General features: G+C 42.7%; 13 protein-coding genes. 6 read left to right on the forward strand and 7 right to left on the reverse strand.

Annotated elements, in window-relative coordinates:
• Nucleotides 1–209 (reverse strand): hypothetical protein (locus tag F7734_RS62445; RefSeq protein ID WP_207714333.1); only part of this gene is annotated, 209 nt, incomplete at its 3' end.
• Between F7734_RS62445 and F7734_RS41965 the strand changes: the two genes are divergently transcribed.
• On the forward strand, nt 208–714 hold the full coding sequence (locus F7734_RS41965) for a YceD family protein (RefSeq protein ID WP_155750317.1): 507 nt from the start codon (nt 208–210) through the stop codon (nt 712–714). The two genes, F7734_RS62445 and F7734_RS41965, sit on opposite strands and share 2 nt — an antisense overlap.
• Nucleotides 715–840: 126 nt before the next feature.
• Complete coding sequence (locus F7734_RS62450; protein WP_155750318.1) at nt 841–2,892, forward strand: ATP-binding protein; 2,052 nt, start codon at nt 841–843, stop codon at nt 2,890–2,892.
• Here F7734_RS62450 and F7734_RS41975 read toward each other — a convergent pair.
• The 5 genes from F7734_RS41975 to F7734_RS41995 form a co-directional block, all read right to left on the reverse strand.
• Nucleotides 2,882–6,067, reverse strand: coding sequence for a hypothetical protein (locus tag F7734_RS41975; protein WP_155750319.1), 3,186 nt, complete (start codon nt 6,065–6,067; stop codon nt 2,882–2,884). The two genes, F7734_RS62450 and F7734_RS41975, sit on opposite strands and share 11 nt — an antisense overlap.
• A gap of 128 nt (nt 6,068–6,195) precedes the next feature.
• Complete coding sequence (locus tag F7734_RS41980) at nt 6,196–7,347, reverse strand: VWA-like domain-containing protein (protein WP_155750320.1); 1,152 nt, start codon at nt 7,345–7,347, stop codon at nt 6,196–6,198.
• A gap of 193 nt (nt 7,348–7,540) precedes the next feature.
• The gene (locus F7734_RS41985) at nt 7,541–8,542 is read right to left on the reverse strand and encodes a MoxR family ATPase (RefSeq protein WP_155750321.1); all 1,002 of its coding nucleotides are present in this window, start codon (nt 8,540–8,542) and stop codon (nt 7,541–7,543) included.
• 629 nt (nt 8,543–9,171) lie between these two features.
• Complete coding sequence (locus F7734_RS41990) at nt 9,172–9,483, reverse strand: aspartyl protease (protein ID WP_155750322.1); 312 nt, start codon at nt 9,481–9,483, stop codon at nt 9,172–9,174.
• Nucleotides 9,480–9,794 carry a hypothetical protein gene (locus tag F7734_RS41995; protein ID WP_155750323.1) on the reverse strand — a complete coding sequence of 105 codons (315 nt, stop codon included), beginning with the start codon at nt 9,792–9,794 and terminating at the stop codon, nt 9,480–9,482. The genes F7734_RS41990 and F7734_RS41995 overlap by 4 nt, the downstream gene beginning before the upstream one ends.
• Before the next feature lie 224 nt (nt 9,795–10,018).
• On the opposite strand from F7734_RS41995, the gene F7734_RS42000 reads away from it, so the two are divergent.
• From F7734_RS42000 to F7734_RS42010, 3 genes are all read left to right on the forward strand, one after another.
• A complete protein-coding gene (locus F7734_RS42000; protein WP_155750324.1) occupies nt 10,019–11,533 on the forward strand; it encodes an AAA family ATPase in 1,515 nt (504 codons plus the stop codon).
• A 375-nt stretch (nt 11,534–11,908) separates the two neighbouring features.
• On the forward strand, nt 11,909–12,439 hold the full coding sequence (locus tag F7734_RS42005) for an SH3 domain-containing protein (protein ID WP_155750340.1): 531 nt from the start codon (nt 11,909–11,911) through the stop codon (nt 12,437–12,439).
• Between the two features lie 94 nt (nt 12,440–12,533).
• Nucleotides 12,534–13,793, forward strand: a complete 1,260-nt coding sequence (locus F7734_RS42010; RefSeq protein ID WP_155750325.1) for an FAD-dependent hydroxylase — start codon at nt 12,534–12,536, stop codon at nt 13,791–13,793.
• Between the two features lie 134 nt (nt 13,794–13,927).
• Here the strand turns inward: F7734_RS42010 and F7734_RS42015 are convergent, their stop codons facing one another.
• Entirely contained in the window at nt 13,928–16,051 is a 2,124-nt protein-coding gene (locus F7734_RS42015; protein ID WP_155750326.1) for a methyl-accepting chemotaxis protein, read from the reverse strand.
• Nucleotides 16,052–16,296: 245 nt separating this feature from the next.
• On the opposite strand from F7734_RS42015, the gene F7734_RS42020 reads away from it, so the two are divergent.
• A complete protein-coding gene (locus F7734_RS42020; protein WP_155750327.1) occupies nt 16,297–17,235 on the forward strand; it encodes an MASE3 domain-containing protein in 939 nt (312 codons plus the stop codon).
• The last annotated feature ends 107 nt before the right edge of the window (nt 17,236–17,342 follow it).

Genomic DNA, 17,342 nt, shown 5'->3' on the forward strand with positions numbered 1-17,342 from the left:
CCCATGTCCCCAATACCCAGTCCCCAGTCCCCATTGCTTTCAATCCAAAATCCAAAATCTAAAATCCAAAATTCTTTGACTGTTCTCAAAAAAATTTCGGAAATCCGAATCAAAAAGCGATTAAACTCATTTGTAGAAAAGCTAAACTTAAAAACGTGCATCAATAAAGATACACATAAGTTGTAGTGAGGATGTCTCACAACTCTCATGGACGCGATTTATATTCCGCAACTAACTAAAGCGCCAGAGCGGACGGAAGAAATTCAGGTTAAAGAGTTTTTGCCCGGTTTAGAAACCCTGACACCAGTTCGCGGTTTCATCCGCGTACAGCATCAAGGTAATTACTTAGAGGTTTCAACTCAGGCAGAAACAATTGTTACTTGTACCTGCAATCGGTGCTTGCAGAACTACAATCATCGTTTGGCGGTTAATACCAAAGAAATTATTTGGTTAGAAGAAACAGATCCCCAAGCGGATGACTTACCCTTGGAACGAGAAGTTGCCTTTGACGATTTAGTAGAAACTTTGTCACCTCAAGGATATTTTTATCCGAGTGAATGGTTATACGAGCAAATGTGCTTGGAGTTTCCACAGCGACAATTATGTGACGCCAACTGTCCTGGTATTTTACCCAATGCTGTCACTAAATCAGATACACCTGTTGATAGACGTTGGGCTTCGTTGGAGGCTTTGAAAAAAAAACTCCCGAATTAAATTGACGCTTGCCACTACAGGTAGACCCCTCACCTCGTTCCCAGGCTCCGCCTGGGAACGAGAATGTGCAAATATCGTTAAAGAAGTCGGGGATCTAGCAGCAAATTACGATCGCAGAACAGTCATATGTGGGAATCTTTTTATAATTTTATCTCGCCAAATAATTTTATCCCCCACGGACACTGTTATCTGTGGAAACCAGAACTGGTGTGGTTACATTTACTTTCAGATTTAGTTATTGGGCTTTCCTATTATTCTATTCCAGCGTTGTTGATTTACTTTGTCCGACAGCGCCAAGATTTACCCTTTCGTTGGGTTTTCCGGTTGTTTGGAGCCTTTATCTTATTTTGTGGCACAACTCACTTACTTGCCATTTGGACTCTTTGGCATCCAGCTTACTGGCTTGCTGGTTTAGTGAAAGCCGGAACAGCTATTATTTCTCTATATACTGCTTTGCAATTAAAACCGATAGTTTCTTTAGCTTTGGCATTGCCAAGCCCAGCACAATTAGAAGCAGCAAATTTAGCACTACAAGAAGAAAACCAGGAACGCAAGCAAGCAGAAGAAGCACTGAAACAGGCAGAAATTTCTTTAAAACAGACAAATGAACTCTTGGAGCAACGTGTTAGGGAACGCACTGTAGAAGTGGAGCATTCTCTCTCTTTGCTGCAAACAACTTTGGAATCTACAGCAGATGCAATTCTAGTGCTAGATTTGAGCGATCGCATTATCACTTTCAACCAAAAGTATATCGACTTGTGGCAAGTTGGGGACATAGTTCCTCATAAGGACGACTATAACAAAGTGCTACTCTCTGTCTACGAGCAATTACAAAATCCAGAGAATCTTCGCGTTCAAATTGAACAAGAACGCGCTCAACCCGATTTTCAAGGGTATGGCATTTTTGAACTTAAGAATGGCAAAATTTGCGAACGTTACTCCAAGCCTCAATTTTTGAACGGGGAAATTGTTGGACGGGTTATTAGCTGTCGGGATATTACCGATCGCAAACGAGCAGAGGAAGCCTTGAGGCGCAGTGAAGAACTTTACCGTACTCTTGTACAGAATTTTCCCAATGGTTCCGTTACCTTGTTCGATCGCGAACTGCGTTATACCTTAGTTGAAGGAACGGAGTTAGTAGAAGTTGGATTGAATCGCGGAAAACTAGAGGAAAAAGCACTTTGGGAAGTTTTGCCAGCAGAAACTAGCGCTATGTTAGAGCCTTGTTACCGCTCCGCGTTGACGGGAAAACCTATTGTAGCAGATATTCCATATAGCGATCGCATTTACCGTTTTCATGTCGTACCAGTGAGAAACGAGCAGGGAGAGATTTTTGCGGGTATGTCAATGTCGCAAAATATCACCGTGCAAAAACAAGCAGAGCAAGCACTCAGACAGGCAAAAAATGAATTAGAAATCCGAGTTCAAGAGAGAACACGAGAACTTTATGAAGCAAATACTACATTGCAAGAACTCAATGCTGAGTTACAACGTTCCAATCAAGAGCTAGAACAGTTTGCTTATGTAGCCTCTCACGATTTACAAGAACCATTAAGAGCAGTAGCAGGTTATACACAACTGCTAGCAGAGGAGTATCAAAATAATCTGGATGAAACGGCTACAGAGTATATTGCCTACATAATAGATGGGGCGGCACGAATGCGCCAGTTAATTCAAGACTTGCTTGCTTATTCTCGTGTTGGGACTAAAGGGAAAGCGTTTACTTCTTGTGATTGCAACGCGGCTGTGCGTCAGGCGGTGAACAATCTGTTAGTGCTGATAGGAGAGAACAATGCTAATGTTGATTGGGATCGCCTACCAACCGTCATAGCAGACAGCACCCAAATGGTACAGCTCTTTCAAAACTTAGTGAGTAACGCCATTAAGTTTCGCCGAGAAGAACCGCCCAAGATTCAAATTACAGCAGAATTACAACAAGAGGGATGGCTTTTTGGCGTTAAAGATAATGGAATAGGGATCAAGTCACGGTATCTTGACCGGATTTTTCAAATCTTTCAGAGACTGCATAGCCGTCAAGAAGTACCGGGAACTGGTATTGGTTTGGCAATTTGTAAAAAGATAGTGGAAAGACACCACGGGCGTATTTGGGCTGAGTCAGAACCGGGAGTGGGAACAACTTTTTACTTTACAATTCCCCAACTTACAGCTACAAATTAGCTTTGGCAGCCGCACGAACAAGACAGTTACTATCTCGAGCGAGTTGTTGGCGAATTGCAGTTAGGGTATTGGGATTTTGGGCGATCGCATAGCGTTCTTGCCAAGCCCATGAGCGAAAGTACTTAGTTAACAACGAACTAGGGGCAAAAGGGTGTAAGAAAATCACAAAGCGGGTGAAAGAAGGCTCATCGTCGGTAACGTAACTTTCCAAAATTGTGCCAACCTTGGGAGAGCGACGCTGTACGAGGTTTTTCACGGCGGCTTGGTGGATTTTAGTATCCCATTGATAATTGCAGGCTAGTTGTTCGAGGATGTTAATAGGTGTGTTGGGGTTTTGTGCCGCAGCAATCTTTACCCGATCCGTTTTATCTTGAGAGAGCTGCTGTAAAATATTTGCACGAGTCTTGGAATTTTGCGCTACCTGAAAGCGAACTTCACTACAAGTATCCAATGCGAGTTGATGGAGAAGCTTTGTAGAAATTTGGGGGTGAGAGGCAACAGCCTCGCGAATGAGTAACCATGAACTCGTTGCTAATTTTACGAGAACCTTTGGTGGTGTTTTGGGATTTTGCACGACTTGCCACTGTTCTAAAATGCTATTTGGGGTATTTTGACTTTCAGAAAAATATTGTAGATAGGTAGCAAGCGCCGCTTTTCTCACATAACTATCTTCATCTTGTAGCAATTGTTTCAAGGTAGAAAGAGAAAGATTGGGATGTTTAGCAACAGTTGTGCGAATGTAACAAGATGAATGCTGGGCAAGTTGTTCTAAAATACTGGTAGAAGTTTTCGGGTGACGGGCTATAGCTGTTTTTAATTGTACATCATCGATTTCTATTATTTGTTCTAAATCGTTGTGAGGAAGCTCGGAATTGAGAGTTAGCCGTACCCACAAATTAGCGATCGCTTCTCTTTCAATTGAGCCATCCAAATCCCGCGTGAGTTGTACCAAAACATTGATAGGAGTGTTGGGATTAGCAGCAATTAATTTACGACATTTATCCTTTACGAGTCGTTCTAAAACGCTTTTGGGTGTGTTGGGGTGAGAGGCAATGACACTGCGGAAATCAGAATCAATCGATAGTTCTTCTGCCAATTTTTGAAAAATACTGACAAACTCTGAATTGTCAAAAAATCGTTTAACTTTGTCAAATACAGCGTGTTTAACTTCTTCTGTTGCATCTTCAGCCAGGTTATTTAAGACGCTTGCAGGGACGTTTGGGTGTGATGCTACTGCTTTACGGATATGCCAACCTCTATCCTCTGCTAACTGCGTGAGAGTTGTGACAGGAGTATGGGGATGATATGCTACAGCTTCTCGTACATCAGAATTTTGATCTAAACCTAGTTGTTCCAAAATATTCTCAGATGCGTTTAAATTAGTTCCCACAGCGCGACGGACATAATCATCCTCATCGATTGCCAATTTTTCCAAAAGACTGAGCGGGGTATTGGGGTTGATAGCTACACCGATACGAACTTTGTTATCTTGAGATTTTACATCTTCCAATAACTGCTCTAGAGAAATTTTTTGTAACTGATAAGTACTCAATGGCAGTAGTGCTCTATCGTCGTTCATCCAACTATCTACAAATAGAGCGGGTACGAAAATATCAACTGCCATAGTCCTGGCTTTGGTTCTGAGTATTTTAGGATACTCAGAAAAAACGCTGTCAATAGGTGGTTTTAAGCTATACTCTTTGTCTCGATAGCGGCGACTCACTACAGCACAACGCACACCATTGTCGGGATCTGTTTTCAGAGTTGCGATCGCATCTTGGGGAGTATTGGGATTTCCAACCACAGCCACACGAACACCTTCATGAGGATCTTTTGCCAGTTTCTCTAAAACAGAGACTGGTGTGTTGTGGTTTTTTGCCACTCCTTCACGTATTCCCCATTGAGGATGTATTGCTAGTTTTTCGAGAAAATTTGTACTTATATTAGGGTGTTCGGCGAAAACACTGTCATACGGCTCGTACAATTTTTCCAATGCTATTTCTGGCGTGTGGGGATTATAGGAGACAGCAGCACGAACGCTCTCAGATTCATCATGCGCCAGTTGTTCTAACACTCGACAGGGGGTATTCATATTCAGAGCCACAGCCGTCTTGACTTGCCAATTTTCATCTTGTGCCAGTAGCGCTAAAAATGCCTGTGGTGTGTTGGGGTGAAAAGCAACTCCTTTGCGGATTTCTACCCAAGGACTTGTTGCTAATTCGCTCAGAGTTTCTGCTGAAGTCACAGGATTTTTGAGAGTCATCAATTGCTGTTGATACGCTTGCAAAATTGACAGAGGTGTGTTGGGATGACAAGCAACAGAATCACGAATGCGATGGTTTTCATCCCCTAGCAATATTTTTAACGCAGCAGCAGGAGCATTCGGATTTTCAACGATATAGGCAGCAACATAATCTCTAGATTCTGTGTTTTCGACTAAACTTTGTAGAATATGCGGAGGCGTATCGGGGTTTTGAGCGATAGTCAGATTTCTGTCGTCAAAAATGGGTAAAGCAGATGCTAAAAACTCAGGAACGATACCAACATTGTATAATAACATTTCTTGTCCAGAGAAGTTCCATTGGGTCATTTCCAGAGCAGTCTTTGCTGCTTCCTCCCATCCTTCATCCATCTCTCCTGCCAAATTGACATGAAGTTTTGCTGCTTGAGCAATCACCTCATTTTGACTGCGAGATAGCTTGGACAAAGCGGTTTGAGGCACATCGGGTTTTATGAGCAGTACTAACAGAACTTCCTCATGTTCATCAGAATCGAGATTTGCCACCCATTCAAGAAACCAACTTGGAACTGCGTCGTGTTTCAGCATAATCAGTAAAGCCTCTTGTGGCATATCTGCTAGAAAATTAGGATTTTCTAACACCACGAGCGGTAAAACCGGATTATTTAAGAATTCTTCTGGAAACTCTGTCCCTAATTCCAATAAATCTTCCACCGGAGTATTGGGATTAGAAGCAACACATCGACGAGTTATCTCATCAGCACTGTAACCTAACTCCCGCAATAATTGTGGAGCAGCACTAGAATTTGTAGCCACAATCCGAGATAATTCGGTACTGCTTCTAGCCAATTCCTCCAACCGAATGTGTGAAGTTTCTTCGCTAGCTGCTTCCTGTTCAAGTGAGAGAGAGTTTGGAGATTGAGAACTATCAGCCATCTATAAATATTGGGGATTGAGAAAGCCTTTGCTTTTTCTTCGCGCTCTTGGCGTCTTTGCGGTTCATTTAAATATTAATCTGTCATATTTATTCCCTGAATCGCCTTAGTATTTTTGCTTAACTTTTTTCAAACAGACAGCAACCGCACAGCTTCCCCAAAAGGAAAGCCCTCTAAAGCCAATCCACCGGGCGTTACCACCCACAACACAGGTAATTCGGGAGGTTTATCGGGAAAATCACCATACCCATCCGTTAAATAAACACATACACCTTGAGTTTGCTTATCCCAACCTGCTATAACTTTCTCAAAAAACGGCACAAATGATGTGCCACCGCCACCTTTAGGTTTTGGTATACTGCTATCGGGATTCAGTTCATATGGACCATAAGCTTCAGCATCTGCGTAGTACAACTCACAACAAAGATGGGGATAAGCATTTAAAATTCCCCGGACTTCATTTAAAAACATTTGCAGTTGCTGGTTATCGATAGAACCGCTAGTATCAACAGCTACATAAACATAAACAGATTCACCTTGCAAAGTTTCTAAGTACAGCTTGCGTCCAATAAAGCGGCGATCGAAACCCGAAAAATCCGTAGGTGTCTGTACTAAATAACGCCAAAGGTAAGTACGCCAATCAATCTGAGCAGAAGTTAATGCTCCTAATTCCCGTTCCATACCAGCAGGGACGTTACCCTGTTGAGTTGTACGAGCAATAACGGAGGCTTGCTGTAAAGCATTTCGCCAAGTTGCTTCTAAAGCAGCTTTTCTCGCTTCAGAAAGACTATCGCCAGGAGAAAATATTCCATCACCTTGTCCCATCCCTGGTGCTTGAGAGAGTAAATCCAGTTCCGGTAAATGCGGACAAAGATGAGCATCTTTTAGTAACAATTCGTAAACCTCCTCAACGCTCAAATTTTCTAGATCGGGATCTCGCAAACCACCTAAAGGAAGCTCAAACTTTTCTTGCTGAGAAATAATACCATTTACCACAATATCAGCTGCAATATTCCATAAGGTAGCATCGCGCACACCCCGGCGCAGGACATGAAGCAATGCGGCGTGTAAAACTTCGTGGAGTAACAGCCCATCCTGTTGAGCAGGAGGTAACGAGAGAAAATAATCTGGATTAAAAAAAATGTCTTTACCATCCGTTGCTGCAGTTAGCAGTTGTTGGGTGGGGACAAACCGAGCAAACATGGCTAAAGTCGCAAAAAAAGGCGACTTCATCCGCAAGCGGAGTATAGAGGCGCTGATAATTTTTTGGGTATCTGTCATGAGGGGGTAGGGGGTAGGGGTTAGGGTAGGGGTACCTCTGTTAAGGTGGATAAAAACTTCAGGAAATCAATAACGTTCTCACCTCTTACCTCTGCGTCCTCTGCGTCTCGGCGGTTAAATCAATGATTTTTAAACCGCACCGGGCGCAGAGAAAACACAGAGAGAAGATGAGGAATTACCGCCCAATCCCGCATTAAAGTGCTACAAGTTGCTGGAAATCTTGTAAAAACTTTTGCAAATTGGGGTCTTTTTTGACAAAATTTGCTAACATTCCCATCTGTCCTTTACTCCGCATGACTCGAAATAAATCCACAGCAAATAACTGTACCCATTCTGCTGTTGCGACTTTGTTTAGCCAGGTGAAGGCATTGTAAGCTTGGTTGGCATCAGCTGCACGTACTGTTAAGCCAATGGCAGTTGCATATCTTGCACTTGGTTCTGTTGGAAAGGGAATATTGTTTCCTTTGCCTTCTAGAATGGGAGTGAGGTTTGGGAGAGTTTCGTAAAGAGTGATAAATGCTGCAAACTCAGCCGCAGCGCCCGTACCGACAGCAGGCGCAATATTCAAGCCAGCATAACGCAGTTGACTTGCCATTACCCAGGAACGGGGAGAAGGCCAAGCGGGTTGTTGTGGGTCGAGTTTGTGTAATAATGTTGAGCGGAAGGAGAGAAAGGCAATAATCTGTTCGTTGACTCCTGTTTCTAGGGCGAACGCTTTGAAGCTGTCGAAATCAGATTGGACTTCAAGATGTAAAAACCTGTTTGCTAAAGGTGCAGGCATATCAAATACGGCGGCGCGATCTTCTTTACGATTACCAGCAGCCCACACAAACCAACCATGGGGGACTGTGTAAGAACCCACGCGACGATCTAATATCAATTGTTGGGCAACTCCTTGCATTGCGGGAGGAGCCATGTTCAGTTCATCCAAGAACAGTATGCCCTCACCGCTACGGGGAAGAAATTCTGGCGGATACCATTTAGAAATGCCATCTTCAGCGACAGGCAATCCACGTAAATCTGTGGGAGCAAGTTGGCTGAGGCGCACATCTACAAAATCAATACCGTGTTCTTTGGCAACTTGTCCTACAATACTCGATTTACCAATACCGGGTGCTCCCCAGATCATTGTGCTGATATACAAGTTTTTACGGATTAGGTTGTCTAAATAAGCTTTGAGTTCGCTGGGGGTCATAGAATTTTAGCTGCACAATTCTTTCCCTAGTGTTCCCTTTTTAAGGAATGAAAAATACAGGTAGTTTCCATAACACGCTTTACGCTAGCGCTTGGTTTGTAGAATTGGCAGAATAATAGTGCTATCTTAAAGGTCATTTATAAAGTAAATCTTAAATTATCAAACCAAGTATATTGCGTAGGTTGGGTTGAGGAACGAAACCGAATGGCACGCTTGTTAAGCCCAAAGTCATGTGCTGCCTCGTTCCCAGCCTCCAGGCTGGGAATGTATTCCGAGAGGCTCTGCCAAAGCGTCAAGCTTAAGGAAGGCGGAGCCTCATAGCATGGGTTCCCAGGCGGAGCCTGGGAACTAGTTGGGGTAAGGGTTGTGTCTTAACAAGCGTGCTATTCGGAACGAAACCCAACCTACAAGTCTTAATGTTTCGCTTTATAAATCATTTCTTAAAGCATTGATTACCCACCCAATCATTGCAGCAGAATCTGGCTTGCCAATTCGTAATCATGTCCAACTTTCGTTGAAAAAATGGTAGTGGCAGTAATAAAAAATTACTAATCAAATTAATCTATTTCCACTGCTTCTAGTGTCAAAATCCCTCGTGGCTTATTCACAACTAGCTGCATGATATCTAACTAGAGCGAACCCATCAAAGTATCAGAAAGTTCCTCTCCTACATGAACAGCAATTATGAATTCTTTGTTATCAACAATGACTTTTCCTTCGTATAAATCAAAATATTCTGACCCTCTCGCGGTTTGCATTTCTATTTTTGGTGTAATTATTGACCACTCAAGAGCTTCTAGGTCTTGAGAATTTATCCCCAGCCACCCTGTTGTAAATCCTGTATCAAACAGCGCTTCAACTTCAAACTGTTCGTTATTAGCTGCTACCAGTTGTATTTCAAAGAATAATTCTCCGTTGTCACCAAACCTGCCCGCAATCATATCCTACCGCAGGCTCCAGTTTCATTTAGGCGAAAAATAGTAAGTTTGGCATCTGGATTAGTATACCGATCGCGAACCTGTTGTAGCAAACCTTCTAGTTTCAAGTCCAAAAGGTAGTTTTCGCTATCCGCATCAATGGCGATAAACCAGTTGTAATGGTTTTCAATGAGTTGGGGACGAATGCGTTCAAAAATAGTACGACACTGCATACCAAGTTCACGACGTTGCGTTTTACGGTAATGTAATTCTTCGGATCTTCGCATAGTCTGTGGCAGTATCCGTGTTCGACGTGGCTGGGATAGCTGAGTCATATTGAATCAAAGCGATTGAGGGCATTACTTCAATTATATGTCTCAGGCGACGATGACGATGAACGAAAGAGCGATCGCATGTAGTTTTCATAACACGCTTTACGCAAGCTGCTGGTTTGTGGAGTTGGCAGAAGAAGCATTATATTCTTGTCTCTAGAGTCTTGACTTTTGGCTCTCAACTAATGGCTAATGACTACATAACCAATGACTCATGACTGTTACTTATGACTTTTCGTGATGAGTTTAAATTGCTGCTACGCGCCCGCTACCCTTTGATCTACATTCCCACCTATGAAGAGGAACGCTTGGAAGCCTCTATCCGGGAAGAAGCAGCAAACCAGGGTAATCGTCCAGTTTATACTTGGGATTTTGTGGATGGTTACCAAGGTAATCCAAATGATGCAGGTTTTGGTCGTCGCAATCCCTTGCAGGCTTTGGAATTTGTGGAAAAAGTACCTGCATCTGCACCTGCTGTGTTTGTTCTTCGCGATTACCATCGCTTTTTAGATGATGTGGCGATTTCTCGCAAACTCCGCAACCTCGCCCGACTCCTGAAGTCGCAACCAAAAAATATCGTCCTGCTGTCTCCCAGAATTGCTATTCCTGATGACTTAATGGAAGTTTTGACTGTTTTGGAATTTCCCCTGCCTTCAGGATCGGAAATTAGAGGGGAAATAGAACGCTTGTTGGGAGCAACTGGTAACTCCCTTTCTGGTAAAGTGATGGATGACTTAGTGCGCTCTTGCCAGGGGCTATCTATGGAACGGATTCGCCGCGTTTTGGCAAGGGCGATCGCAACTCATGGCGAACTCTTACCAGAAGATGTAGACTTGGTTCTAGAAGAAAAGCGCCAAACCATTCGTCAAACCCAAATTCTTGACTTTTACCCAGCCACAGAACAAATTTCCGATATTGGCGGACTCGATAACCTTAAAGATTGGTTGCTTCGCCGTGGTGGTTCCTTTACCGACAAAGCACGACAGTACGGTTTACCTCACCCTAGAGGTTTGCTACTTGTAGGGATTCAAGGAACGGGGAAATCTCTCACAGCAAAAGCGATCGCACATCACTGGCATTTACCTTTACTCCGTTTGGATGTAGGAAGATTATTTGGTGGTTTGGTAGGTGAATCTGAATCCCGTACCCGACAAATGATACAAGTTGCAGAAGCTCTTGCACCCTGCATTTTATGGATAGACGAGATAGACAAAGCATTCTCCGGGCTGGGGAGTAAAGGAGATGCAGGAACAAGCAGCCGTGTCTTTGGGACATTTATTACCTGGTTAGCCGAGAAAACCTCACCCGTGTTTGTGGTTGCGACAGCTAACGACATTCAAGCACTACCACCAGAAATGCTGCGAAAAGGACGGTTTGATGAAATTTTCTTTGTTGGGTTACCCAGCCAAGAAGAAAGAAAAGCCATCTTTACCGTGCATTTAACTCGATTGCGCCCCCATAATATAAAAAATTACGATCTTGAAAGGCTTGCTTATGAAACCCCCGATTTTTCTGGAGCAGAAATTGAGCAAACTTTGATTGAAGCCATGCATATTGGATTCAGCCAAAACCGAGATTTCACAACAGACGACATTTTAGAAGCCGCCAGTCAAATCATCCCCCTAGCAAGAACTGCTACCGAGCAAATTCAGAAACTGCAAGAATGGGCGGCTGCAGGTAGAGCGCGGTTAGCTTCCAAACACAGTGCTTTGAGCGATCGCATTCAACGACAACTGCAATAATAGATTGGTCATTGGTCATTGGTCATTGGTCTTGACAAAGAACAAATGACAAAGGACAAATAACTATAGGACTTACGCACTGTACAAATTGACCATTATATGTGTTAACGGATAATGGTCGTTTCAGACGTGTAGGGGGGCGGTGGGCTTGCGCCCCTATGGTGGGTGAGCTTGGTTCTTATTCGCAAAAAAATCAAACGTCGAGGCGCTAAAAATGCTTAATCCATATCTGACGGTTTCTGTCAATGCGTAAGTCCTACACAAATTGCTAATGGCTAATTGCTAATTGCTAATTGCTAATTGCTAATTGCTAATGACAAATAACAAATGACAAATGACAAATGACCAATGACAATTAACCTTGAGGGTGTAAGTATGATAGCTAACATATTTAAATTTATACTTGGGATTTCCTTAGCACTTGCTATTCTGATAGGAGGCGGCGTTGCTACAGGTCTGTATTTTATGAATAAAACTTCTGCACCACCACCAAAACCCATTTTTGCTAACGATTTACCCACATTGAAAGGGAAAAATCCAAAAGCTGTAGTTTCTAAAAGCACAGCCAAAAAACCAAATCCTCAATCAGAGCAAAAAGCAAAAACTTCTGCTGAATCAACCCCATCTCCGACTGAATCACCTAAGGCTGAAGAAGCACCAAAACCTCTACCACCAGGGGCTTACCGAGCACGCGTGACTTGGCCACAAGGTTTAATTTTACGAGCAGAAGCGCAAACAGAAGCTGAACGGATTGGTGGAATTGGCTTTAATTCTAGAGTTATTGTTCTCGAACAAAACGGAGGCTGGCAAAAAATTCGCATCGTAGGTAGCGATCAAGAGGGCTGGGTTAAAGCAGGTAATACTCAAAAAGTGAGCGAACAGGAAGATACCGAACAAGCGCAATAATCTCAGTCATTTGTCATTGGTTACTGGTCACGGTTGCCCTTTAGTGCCCGTTTGCGTCAAAATATAAATTAAAACGCTGTAATTTCTCTTAACAATGGCGCAAGCACAGCTTTCTCCAACCCTTTCTCTCCCCCAAACCTCGACACATAAGCGGGGGTACGATTACGATTTGGTTATTGTTGGCGGCGGAATTGCTGGCTTAACCCTAGCCTCCGCGCTGAAAGATTCTGGATTGAGTGTGCTGCTGATTGAGGCAAAAGTGGAATCAGCAGCTGTAGCCAAAGGACAAGCCTATGCCGTACATATGCTTTCGGCGCTAATATTCCAAGGAATTGGTGTTTGGGATAAAATATTGCCCAATATCGAAATTTATCGCCAAGTTCGCCTTTCTGATGCGGATCATCCTACTGTTGTAGAATGGCAAACATCAGATATCGGTACAAAAGATTTGGGTTATGTGGCAGAACATCAAGCACTCTTGCATCCCTTGCAGGAATTTGTTAAAGAATGCCACAACGTTACATATTTATGCCCTGCAGAAGTTATAAATATCCACTACCAGCCGGAACTGGTGATGGTAGATATCAAAATGGCTGGTGAAATGCGGACGGTTCGCAGCAAATTGGTAGTGGCTGCAGATGGTTCCCGTTCTCCCATTCGTCAAGCTGCTGGAATTACGACTAAAGGTTGGAAGTATTGGCAGTCTTGTATCGTGGCTTTTGTTAAACCAGAAAAATCTCACAACAACACAGCATACGAAAAATTCTGGTATAGCGGTCCTTTTGCAATATTACCATTGCCAGGAAACCGTTGCCGGATTGTATGGACTGCTCCTCATGAAGAAGCAAAAGCTTTGTGTGCTTTGGATGACGAACAATTTTTGGCAGAATTACAAGCACGATATGGCAATCAAATGGGTCAGTTGGAATTACTGGGCGATCGCTTCGTATTCCAAGTTCAACTCATGCAGAGCGATCGCTATGTCCTCCATCGATTAGCTTTAGTTGGTGATGCAGCCCACAATTGCCATCCTGTAGGCGGACAGGGATTAAATTTAGGGATTCGAGATGTAGCGGCTTTGGCGCAAGTCCTACAAGAAGCCCATGAGAAAGGTGAAGATATTGGCAATATCAAAACTCTCAAAAAATACGAACGCTGGCGCAAACAAGAAAACTTAACAATCTTAGGTTTTACCGATTTGTTAGACAGAGTGTTTTCTAATAACATTTTGCCAGTTGTTATCCTTCGTCGCATAGGTTTGTGGGTCATGCGACAAGTTCCTTTCCTAAAAGTATTTGCTCTTAAGTTAATGATTGGCTTGAAGGGCAAAACTCCCAAACTGGCTTTGCGATGAAGTTGTTAGCCCAAAATCCGAAAATATGTAGGTTGGGTTGAGGAACGAAACCCAACATTTACAAGCATTCTTTAAGTTTCTCCACAGGTTTACTAATCTAGCTTCTCAAAAACTTTTAGACTACACGAAGGCACTCAACAACTAGTTTTGAAAACACTGACAGACTTTTGCAATTGCTGCGCTATCTCTAAAGTTTTTTCTAGAGAGCCAGATACAATTTCAAAGGAATCCGAAGTGCGTTGTGAGACTTTGGCAGTCTCCTGCATCAACGTAGCGACAGCACCAGCAGTCTGAGCTTGAGATACTGTTGCACTTGAAATCGACTGCACGAACTGGTCAATCTGGCGAGACAAGTCTAAAATCTGCTCTAGGCTGAGCTTAGCATTTTTGACCAGATTGGCTCCCTCTACCACTTGGGTGCTTCCTGTGGACATGGCTTGAACTACGTCGCTAGTTCCCAATTTAATTTTCTCCAAGATTTGTTGTATTTCTATTGTCGCTTGGGCAGACTGCGCGGCTAATTCACCAATTTCTTCCACCACCACAACAAAACCCCGACTTTCATCATCTATCCGCGCCATTTCCAGACTGGCATTGATCGATAACAAGTTCGTTTGCATGGCGATTTTGTTAATCAAAGATACAACCACGGAAATTTCTTGGGAAAATTCCCCTAAAAGGTTCACCTTGTTAGCAGTTTCTGTCACTGTCTGTTGCAAATTCAAAATACTAGAAACAGTGTTATCCATTGCTTCGGCACTTGCTCTAGCTATCTCAAAAGCATTGCGGGCTACTGCTTTCGCTTGCTGGGCGCTATCGGCTACAGTTTGAATGGAAAGGGTCATCTGATTGACATCTTCAAGGGTGCAAATCATCTGTTCGGTCTGTTGGAGCGCTTCAAAAGCCAGCAGCTGGACTGCACCTGAATTTTCTCCAACAGCAAGATTTACTTCAGAGGCTGCTTTTTTGACGACAACCACAATTTGTCGCAAACTTTCAATAATAAAATTGAAAAAGTCAGCCATTATACCGATTTCACCCCCTGTCAGTTCAGCCCTCACAGTTAAATCTCCCTCGGATACCGCCTCAATACTCGTGACTAGTTCAACCAGTTTTTCTTGGAGATCTTCTTTTTGTTGACGTTGCTCTTGCGAAATCACTTCAAGCTGTTCTAAAAGAGCTGCTTGATCTAGAGCAAATCCAACTTGAATTGCTAACTGTGCAAATAAATTGATTTCCCACTTCTGCCAAGTACGAGGTTCGCTGCACTGATGGGCAATCAGTAAGCCGACGAGCTGTTTTTCTTGAAGAATTGGCGCAACCAAATTTGCCTTAACTGCAAATTGTTCTAAAATTTTCTTGTCAAAATCTGTAATATCTACTTGGTGGATATTATCAATTGCACGCACCCGACTATTTTTGTAATGTTGCACGTAATGGTCTCTAGAAAAAGAGTCATCTATATGTTTACTGATAGTTCTTGGGAAATCAGCAGCAACAGACTCTGCGATAACGGTTCCACGACCGTCTTCATGAAAGCTATATACAATAACTCGCTCGGTTGCCAGTGAATTTCGGATCGCATCAACTGTTGCTTGGAGGATATCTTTCTGATTTAAAAATTGACGAATGTGCAGGGTAATTTCCGTAAATATCTGTGTTCGCTTAGCTTCAGCTTCCAGGTAACGAGATTGTTCTGATTGTTCTCTAACTAAAACTTTTAATTTGTCTGCCATCAAGTTGATTTTAGACCCTAACGTAGCGACATCTTCTCGATCGCTATCGGTGTCGAATTCTTCTAGACCCAGTTTTTCTTCCACGTTATTCTTATTGAGGATAGGACGGATACCCCACTCATATAAAAAAGCAGCGATCGCGATCGCCACCATCCCAGCCAACACACCTCGAATGACTAGGCTCAAGAGTAAATCTTGTTGGGAAACTGGTGCAGTTTTGCCCTTGGCAGCAACGGCTACCTCTCCATGAAATCTAGTTTGTTGAACTTGGTTAATTTTTTGACCTGTGGATTGGTTAGCCAATGGATAAGCCGTTGTTCCAATTGCTAGTAATGAGAGCGTACTAATTGCTAGTACTGTAGCTTTGGTTTTTAACCTCAGTGGCTGCAACAATCTAACACCAAATCTTCGGTTAAGAGGACTCCTTTGAGTACTCTTAACTTGGTGCAGTGCAGTATTCTCATCTCTTGGGTACTGTTTTTGATGAGAAGCCTGTGAATCTTGATGAGATCGATCGCTCATAAATTTTTTTAAGTCTGGTGAATTGCCAAAGAAAGTTATAAAATTTTGGCTTTTTCCAAAAAATTACTGAGCTAGCACGTAGTCTTTGGTATGGGAACAAATATGAGGCTTTGGTAAAATGCGTCCCTAACTCAAAGAAACAGGCATATATAAAAATTACTAATCATACTGCCATGTCCCTACATATCCCAGAATATACTGAGTTAATCTATTTATAAGTTAAGCAAAATACTTCATAAATTTCAATGAACAAAACTAGAATTCCTGTTCAATTAGTTTGGGGAGTAGTTGGTATCTGCGTAGTACCCAGCTTGTTGAATTTATTGGGAGTGGATTTTGGTTCTCCCCCACAAACCTTGAATACGCCACTGCCAAATCCAACTAAAGGCGAAGTCATTGATGTCATGCATTACACTTTATCCGGCAGTTTTACACACACTATTTTAGAGTGGAGTGCCTTCTGTACAGCAATCTTCACTGTCATTTTGTCTTTAATACATTTCTACCTTAAGGAGGATGTTATCACTATTATTATTGGGATAGCACTTTTTAGTGCTGGATGTATGGATGCATTTCACACTCTAGCAGCCGATCGATTAATTCAGGGGGTGGCGGATAACCAAAATCTTATTCCCTTCACATGGGCAATCTGCCGACTTTTCAATGCTGTAATTCTGCTAGGTGGTACGGGGTTTTTTCCACTCCTTCAGCCAAGAAAATCGAAAGGGAGTATCGGTGTAGTAGCGATCGCGAGTTTAGTTTGTGGAATAACTGCTTTTGGGATTGTATATATCTGTGCCCACAGTGCTACTTTGCCCAAAACCACATTTCCTAATTCTATAGTGACTCGTCCGTGGGACGTTGCTCCTTTATTACTATTTATTTTTGCAGGTCTTGTTGTTTTTCCTCGCTTTTACTACAGATATCCAAGTCTGTTTTCTCATGCCCTCATCATCAGCATTATTCCCCAAGTAGCCACTCAACTCCATATGGTTTTTGGTTCAAAAGAACTGTTTGATAACCATTTCAACATAGCCCATTTTCTCAAGATTATTGCCTACCTAGTACCATTTCTCGGATTGAGTTTGGACTACATACGAACTTATCAAGAACAAGCAAATACAGCCAAACAGTTAAAACAAGCTATGGGAGTATTTAGTTCTATTTTAACTGAATCCCGTTGACAAAATAATTCGTCATTCGTCATTTCTCGTTCATTTCTCGTTCCCAGGCTCCAGCCTGGGAACGCATTCCATAGAGGCTCCGCCTCTGGTAACATGAAGCTCGGTGT

The organism is Scytonema sp. UIC 10036 (assembly GCF_009725235.1).